This is a genomic window from Bacteroides sp. An279 (genome assembly GCF_002159615.1).
Taxonomy (GTDB): Bacteria; Bacteroidota; Bacteroidia; order Bacteroidales; family Bacteroidaceae; genus Phocaeicola; species Phocaeicola intestinalis.
In genome coordinates, this window is sequence record NZ_NFJA01000045.1 from 22,748 (window position 1) to 30,158 (window position 7,411).

General features: G+C 40.2%; 8 protein-coding genes. 1 reads left to right on the forward strand and 7 read right to left on the reverse strand.

The window, feature by feature from the left end; all coding sequences use genetic code 11:
• Positions 1-87: 87 nt before the first annotated feature.
• From B5F78_RS09455 to holA, 4 genes are all read right to left on the reverse strand, one after another.
• A complete protein-coding gene (locus tag B5F78_RS09455; RefSeq protein ID WP_087406573.1) occupies positions 88-999 on the reverse strand; it encodes a dihydroorotate dehydrogenase in 912 nt (303 codons plus the stop codon).
• Positions 987-1,763, reverse strand: coding sequence for a dihydroorotate dehydrogenase electron transfer subunit (locus B5F78_RS09460; RefSeq protein ID WP_087406574.1), 777 nt, complete (start codon positions 1,761-1,763; stop codon positions 987-989). Before B5F78_RS09460 ends, B5F78_RS09455 begins: the two co-directional genes overlap by 13 nt.
• Before the next feature lie 103 nt (positions 1,764-1,866).
• On the reverse strand, positions 1,867-2,319 hold the full coding sequence (locus tag B5F78_RS09465; RefSeq protein WP_087406575.1) for a helix-turn-helix domain-containing protein: 453 nt from the start codon (positions 2,317-2,319) through the stop codon (positions 1,867-1,869).
• A gap of 919 nt (positions 2,320-3,238) precedes the next feature.
• Positions 3,239-4,255, reverse strand: coding sequence for a DNA polymerase III subunit delta (gene holA / locus B5F78_RS09470; protein ID WP_022039186.1), 1,017 nt, complete (start codon positions 4,253-4,255; stop codon positions 3,239-3,241).
• Between the two features lie 56 nt (positions 4,256-4,311).
• Between holA and B5F78_RS09475 the strand changes: the two genes are divergently transcribed.
• Positions 4,312-4,761: a type I restriction enzyme HsdR N-terminal domain-containing protein gene (locus B5F78_RS09475; RefSeq protein WP_087406576.1), complete on the forward strand. Its 450-nt coding sequence runs from the start codon at positions 4,312-4,314 to the stop codon at positions 4,759-4,761.
• A gap of 79 nt (positions 4,762-4,840) precedes the next feature.
• Here B5F78_RS09475 and B5F78_RS09480 read toward each other — a convergent pair whose 3' ends face one another.
• From B5F78_RS09480 to B5F78_RS17210, 3 genes are all read right to left on the reverse strand, one after another.
• A complete protein-coding gene (locus B5F78_RS09480; RefSeq protein ID WP_022039184.1) occupies positions 4,841-5,632 on the reverse strand; it encodes a zinc ribbon domain-containing protein in 792 nt (263 codons plus the stop codon).
• A gap of 6 nt (positions 5,633-5,638) precedes the next feature.
• Positions 5,639-6,733, reverse strand: a complete 1,095-nt coding sequence (locus tag B5F78_RS09485) for a Nif3-like dinuclear metal center hexameric protein (RefSeq protein ID WP_087211891.1) — start codon at positions 6,731-6,733, stop codon at positions 5,639-5,641.
• A gap of 473 nt (positions 6,734-7,206) precedes the next feature.
• A partial coding sequence (locus tag B5F78_RS17210; protein WP_162608517.1) for a hypothetical protein occupies positions 7,207-7,411 on the reverse strand: 205 nt, incomplete at its 5' end.

The window sequence follows — 7,411 nt, forward strand, 5'->3', positions numbered from 1 at the left end:
CCTCTCTCTTGACAAAAAAGTAAAAAAATCTGTGGCCAATTATTTTATTTGCATTTTCAGTATGCCATTCGCATATGTAAATTATTTTTAATATTCCAACACGCCGATGATGTCACGAACTGAAGCAAATCCATGGCGGTCTAGATAGTCGTTGATACCTTCCGCTACTTTTACGGTTATAGCCGGATCAATGAAGTTGGCCGTACCTATCTGTACGGCGGTTGCTCCAGCAAGCAGGAACTCCACGGCATCGCGGGCATTCATAATTCCACCTAACCCAATGACAGGTATCTTCACGGCTTTTGCTACTTGCCATACCATGCGCAAGGCGATAGGCTTCACTGCTGCTCCACTCATCCCTCCAGTGATAGTGGATAAGACCGGTTTACGCTTTTCGGCATCTATTGCCATTCCCAGCAGCGTGTTGATGAGTGATACACTGTCTGCTCCGGCAGTTTCCACTGCACGCGCTATTTCTGTGATGTCGGTCACATTGGGCGACAGTTTCACGATCAATGTCTTGTGATAAGCTTTTCGCACTGCAGATACAACCTCGGCGGCTCCATGAGCTGTTACTCCGAAAGCCATCCCACCTTGCTTGACATTCGGGCATGAGATGTTCAGCTCAATAGCCGGGATGCAGTCCAGGCCGTCGATAATGCTTGCTGTTTCCACATAATCCTCTATTTGCGATCCAGACACGTTCACAATCATATTGGTACGGATGTCTTTGATTTGTGGGTAGATATGTTCTGCAAAATAATGCACCCCTTTGTTTTGTAGTCCCACAGCATTCAGCATGCCCATCGGTGTTTCCGCCATACGCGGATAAGGATTTCCTTCACGGTGATGAAGTGTCGTCCCCTTCACGATAATTCCTCCAATTTTCTCCAAATCCACAAAGTCTTGGAATTCAAGTCCGTAACCGAATGTTCCCGATGCAGTCATCACCGGATTCGATAAAGCCAGTTTTCCTATGTTTACACTTAAATCTGCCATAATAGTTTCTTTATATTAAATACAGGACCTTCTTTACATACACACACATGACCATCCCGAGTGTTTTCCACACAGCAAAGGCAAGCCCCCACACCGCATGCCATCGTGTTCTCTAGCGACACTTCACACGCTATGCCCTGCTGATTGGCGTATTTGGCCACGGCCATCATCATTGGTTTAGGACCACATGTGCAGATTAGATCGAACGTATTGTCTCTCAGTACACTGTGCATCGTGACATACCCTTTCTCTCCCATACTTCCGTCTTCGGTAGTAGTATGGACATCGCCCAATGCCTCGAACAAGTCCAGTTGCAACAAGTCATTCTTCGAGCGTGCTCCCAACAAGAATGTAGGTTTCAAGCCTTTCTTCAACAAAGTTTCGCCTAAATAAAGCAAAGGAGCCGTGCCTACACCTCCACCTATCAGCAACACCTTAGTAGCAGTGTCTTCTGGGACTGTAAAACCGTTTCCTAACGGCATGACCACATTAACTGTGTCCCCAGGATTCACGGTAGCCAATTTACGTGTACCATCACCAACCAGCTGAATCAAGAACCAGACCTCATTTTTCTGGCGGTCTACGTAATTAATAGAAATAGGACGACGCAGGAATGTCGTGTTCGAACCGTCTACCCGTATTTCGGCGAACTGCCCCGGAAGCATTTCAGGCAAGGGCTCAACCTGGGTCAACTTGAGTAATACATAGTTTGCATGCAAACGTATGTTTTCTGTAACAGTCAAATCAAGAATGTATTTCTTCATAAAATAAATTGAGGTAAATTCGTTTCACAGTACAAAGATAACGAATTTACCTCAATCTATAGAGAAAACTCCATCGCTTTTGCCCATCCACTTCCACAGATAATCAAGATTTTTCTGGCCTGAATACCTGATATGTTCCATTATCAAAGAAAATACGTATTTCAACTATTTTCGGATGAGGTTTTTCTATATATTTAATTTCTTCTTTTACAGTGTTTTGCATACCATTTCCTGGAGTGGAAGACGCGTTTTCCTTGCGAAAATCAAAACGAACCGGATATCCGCTTGCATTTTCTGGATTCTCATTGCTGTACAGACGGCTATTTCTATCTGTGGTACCTTCTTCAACGACTTTCATTTCACCTTCACCATAAAGCAACCAATTCAAGTTAATAGAAGGATAAGCCTTGTGAATGCGCATGACCACTTCCAGGCTAGGTTTATTCCGCTCTGTCAATATGTGCGACAGAGAAGATGTCGATATGCCTATTTTTTCAGCAAATTCGGCATTGGTTAACGACTCCTTTTGTATGATTTGTAAAATACGGTCTTTCATTATAATTATTTGTGTATATAATCTTAATGATTACAAATGTAATGCTTTTTATTTTCATTTGCAAATTTACATATGGAAAAACAAATAACAAAATTACATAACCATGAATTACATTTGTAATCACATCTAATGTTTACATCTGTAAACCATCAATTTCAAGTTCTTTTTAACTTTAACAAATTCATATAAACTACTAGGATATAGATTGTTATACTATAATTTTGATTGTTTACACTTCGATAGTATAGAAATGTAAACAGTTATTTAATGCCATATAAAATATTATTTCATTAATTCTTCATAGATTGTTGGGTTTTAGCCTATTATCCTGTGTATAAATACATTGTATAAATTATCATGTACATTTATAAAAGTACACAATATAACCATAAGACCATGTATTTACATTTGTACTACAGCCTAAACAAATATACATATCGATTCATGGCATTTACAAATACAAATGTATTTTAGGTTTATCGGAGCCAAAATGTAGAAATGTATATGTCTGAATGTAAAAAAAGCCCGAATCTATTCTTTAAGATTCATCAGAATAATGATGTGCAAAATAAAGATATATTCATAGCCATTTCAGTTATCTTCATAGCTTGTAAAAGCTATCTGGAGTGGCTTATGAATATATCTTCGTCTGGTAGGCAATATTGGTTGAAAAAAGAATGGCAAAATCACACAAGCCACGGAAGCAAATCAACTTTTCATCTTTCCGGAAATGTGTTTCTTTAGAAATTGGATGCAGGGATTAATTTTGCACAAATGCCCCGATGTTGAAGATATTCTCTTCTCAAGATCGGATAACCCTCTCCGTTACCGAGGATACATCTGCATAATTTTACAGATACGTTTGCCCTTGAACCGTGGTATTGTGACTTTGCCTTGATTGACTTCAGCCGGACTGCAATCAATGAAGAATTTGATAAATCAGTTCACGCAACAATTCCCCGTCGGAAACCGAAGCGTTGTTCACACCTTTCGAACGAACATCGCATTGACGGATGCATTCGATAATCTTCATTACTTTTACTCCCGAATAGTGTTTCATGGCAGCCAGGTAATCGCGTGCTTGCCACGGGGATCGCAGGCTAAGTTGAGCGGCCACTCCCTCTTCATTTTTTTGGGGAGCATAGTATGCCAACATCAGGTTGGCAAAGAAATTGAACAATACAGCCAGCGTAACCTGCAACGGATTGTGTTTTGGATTTTCTTCAAAATATTTTACTATTCGATTCGCTTTGAATACGTCTTTTACGATTAATGCATTCCGCAATTCGAAATTATTAAAGTCCTTACTGATGCCGATATTCTGTTCTATCTGCTCGGGTGTAATCCGCCGTTGTCCCTTGGGAAGCGTGATAATTAATTTTTCCAACTCGCCTGCCATTCGGTTCAAATCCGTCCCTACAAATTCTGCCATCATTTCTGAGGCTTTTGGCTCAATTTCCACTTGACGGCGTTTTAAATAAGATGCGATAAACCCTGGAAGTTGAGTGTCTTTCAGCTTCCGGGATTCGAACAGCACACCTACCTTTTCCAGTTCTGCTGTCAGCTTTTTTCTACGATCTAATGCGCCGTGTTTATAGCAAAATACCAGAATGGTAGAAAGCATCGGCTTTTGCAGATAATACGTCAACTCGTCCAAGTTCTTTAAGTTTTGTGCTTCGCGAACTACAACCACCTGGTATTTCGACATCATCGGATACCTTCTTGCTGCGTTAATAACAGAAGCTATATCTGTGTCTGTTCCATATACTACGGTCTGGTTAAACTCTTTCTCCGACTCTGTCAAAACGTATTGCATGATGTATTCGGATATGCGGTCGATATAGTAATCCTCTTCTCCCATCAGGAAATAAACGGGAGCATAGTTTTTATTTTTCAGGTTGCGGGCTATTTCTTCGTAAGTTATTTCTTTTGCCATACTTTTTTGTAACTTTGTATGATAAATTATTCACGCTATTCATACAAAGATATAAAATGTTGGAATTAAACTTACCTCCTTATCCGTTTAAAATTGCTAACAAAGACGGGAAAAAATTCATATTCGATGTGTTACGCAAGAAATATGTTGCCCTTACACCCGAAGAATGGGTGCGGCAGCATTTCACTCATTATTTGCTGGAGCACAAAGGTTATCCTTGGGGATTGCTGGCTAATGAAATCAAATTGAATCTGAACGGAATGAAAAGGCGGTGCGATACGGTGCTTTATAACCGCAATCTGACCGCCCGGATGATTATAGAATATAAAGCCCCAAATGTGGAAATCACGCAAGCTGTATTCGACCAAATTACGCGTTATAATATGGTGCTGAAAGTAGAATATCTGATTGTGAGCAATGGAATCCACCATTATTGTTGCCACATTGATTATGCAACGCACTCTTATACATTCTTGCCCACCGTACCGGCGTATGAGGAACTATGAATGAAAAGAATCGCCCCAACGGACAAAGCTCAAGATGTCTTTGCTCGCTGGGGCGACCCATATATTTTGCAGGTAAAAATCATTTCACTTTTGTTTCCAAGTGTCTTTCAGGCATTACTCCTGCCAGTTCCGGGTCAATCATGATGCGTCCACAATATTCACACACAATGATTTTCTTTCGCATACGGATGTCCAATTGTTTTTGAGGCGGAATCTTATTAAAGCATCCCCCACATGCATCACGCTGCACATAAGTAATTCCCAATCCGTTTCGAGAGTTTTTACGAATGCGCTTGAATGCCTGAAGCAAACGCGGTTCGATAGTTGCTTCCAACGCTTTTGCCTTGTCGCGGAGTTTTTCCTCTTCCTGTTTAGTCTCAGAAATGATTTCATCCAATTCATTTTTCTTCATCTCCAAGTCTTTCTTTCTTTCTTCCAGGGTATGTGTGTTCTTTTCTATTTCCTCTTGTTTTGATTCGATAGAAGAGGTATACTCTCTGATGCGTTTTTCACACAATTCCACTTCCAAGGTTTGGAATTCGATTTCCTTTGTCAGCACATCATATTCACGATTATTACGCACATTGTCTTGTTGTGCTTTGTATTTATCGATTGAAGCCTTGGCTGTTTCAATTTCAATACGCTTGGTAGCAACGTTCGATTTCAATTCTTCTATTTCACCTTTAATCTTTTCGATGCGGGTGCTTAAGCCTGTCACTTCATCTTCCAAGTCTTGTACTTCCAACGGAAGTTCACCTCTTAAAGTCTTGATTTTGTCAATTTCAGACAACATGGTCTGCAATTGGTACAAAGCTTTCAGTTTTTCCTCCACACTCAGTTCACTAGGATCTTTTTTTACTTCTTTCGCCATAATGCTTTATAAATATTTAATCGGATTTGTATTGATTCGGGTCATACGAAGTTCCAATGATGGGAATTTTTTCTCTAATAAAGAACAAATCAATTCTTTAGTGTATTGTTCGCTTTCGTAATGGCCTATTTCTGCAATCAAAATACTATTCTCATAATAAAAATAATCGTGATACTTCACTTCGCCTGTTATAAACACATCAGCCTGACTGGCTATAGCACGTGGCAGCAGAAATGCTCCCGCTCCTCCACACAAAGCTACATTTCGGATTAATCTTCCTGTCAGCCGCGAATGTTTCACGCAGCCTGCTTCAAAAATCTGCTTGACGCGACGCAGGAAGTCACCTTCTGTTTCCGGTTCTTCCAAGACACCTATGATGCCTGCCCCTGCCTGGTTCCATTTGTTTTGCACCGGATAAAAATCAAATGCCGGTTCTTCATAAGGATGGGCTGCCAATAAAGCTTTGGTTACTACATCCCGCTTATACACCGGAAGAATGGTTTCTATCCGCATCTCTTCTTCGTGATGTAATTCACCTATTTTACCACAATAAGGATGTGTACCGTTTCCAGCCCGGAATGTCCCGATTCCTTCTATATTATAACTACAAGCATCATAGTTGCCTATACAACCGCAACCTGCTCCAAACAGAGCATCACGTACTTGGTTGACGTGTTTCATCGGTACGAATGTCACCAGCTTCAATAATGCGTTTTCTCTAGGCTCTAATACACGCACTTGCCTCAATCCTATTTTTTCTGCAATCTTATAATTTACTCCCAACAAAGCATTGTCCAAATTGGTATGCATCGAATAAATTACAATATCGTTCTTAATAGCCTTAATAACGCATCGCTCCACATAGTCTTTACCCGTAACCGACTTGAATCCTTTAAAGATAAGCGGATGGTGTGATACTATCAAATTATATCCCAAAGCTATTGCTTCGTCCACCACAGCTTCAGTCACGTCCAAACACAACAAAGCCCCTGTAACCTCCGCGTCTGTCAATCCGATTTGCAAACCGGCATTATCAAAACCGTCTTGCAAAGGCAGAGGCGCGAACATCTCAAGGGCATTCAAAACTTCCTTAATCTTCATGTCTCAAAAAAAATCGTACAAAAATAATAAAAAACTGTGATATATTAAAAAGTAAACCGCTTAGATTTACATAACATTAACGCATAAGCGAAATTGGAATATAAAAGACGGGTGTGTGGAAGCTGTACATGCTTTCTCAACAGATGAAACTGACGGACTGTTTGCCTGCCGATTATTTGCCTGGATTATCGGGAAGGATTAAATAAAAAATGAATGTCCGCCAACAGCCAATATATACCCCTGAAAAATGAATATATACTGCATCCGCGGTTGAATATATACTGCATCTGCGATTGAATATATACTGCATCTGCGGTTGAATATATACTGCATTCGCCTATGGATATAACTTCATCGGCAAACGCAGTATTACTGCGTTTTCAACTCGGTCAGATTCGCTAAAGGACATTCATAAAAATATCAAGGAGAATCAGAAACTTACGTTGATTCTCCTTGATATTCAAAGCACCTGTTTAGAACTGTTTTTGATTAAAGCTCTTTATCTTAGAAGCTGTTTTGAATTTCTCCAAAAAGTTTTTCTTGGCTTGATGTGTTCGTTTTCGTGTGTACTTTGGGCGATTTTTTGGTCCTTTCCGCTTCTGTTCTTCGTCAGATAGCCCGCTATCTTCCTCATCACAGAAGCGAAAATGCCTCAAAAACTCATCCCAAATCATCGCA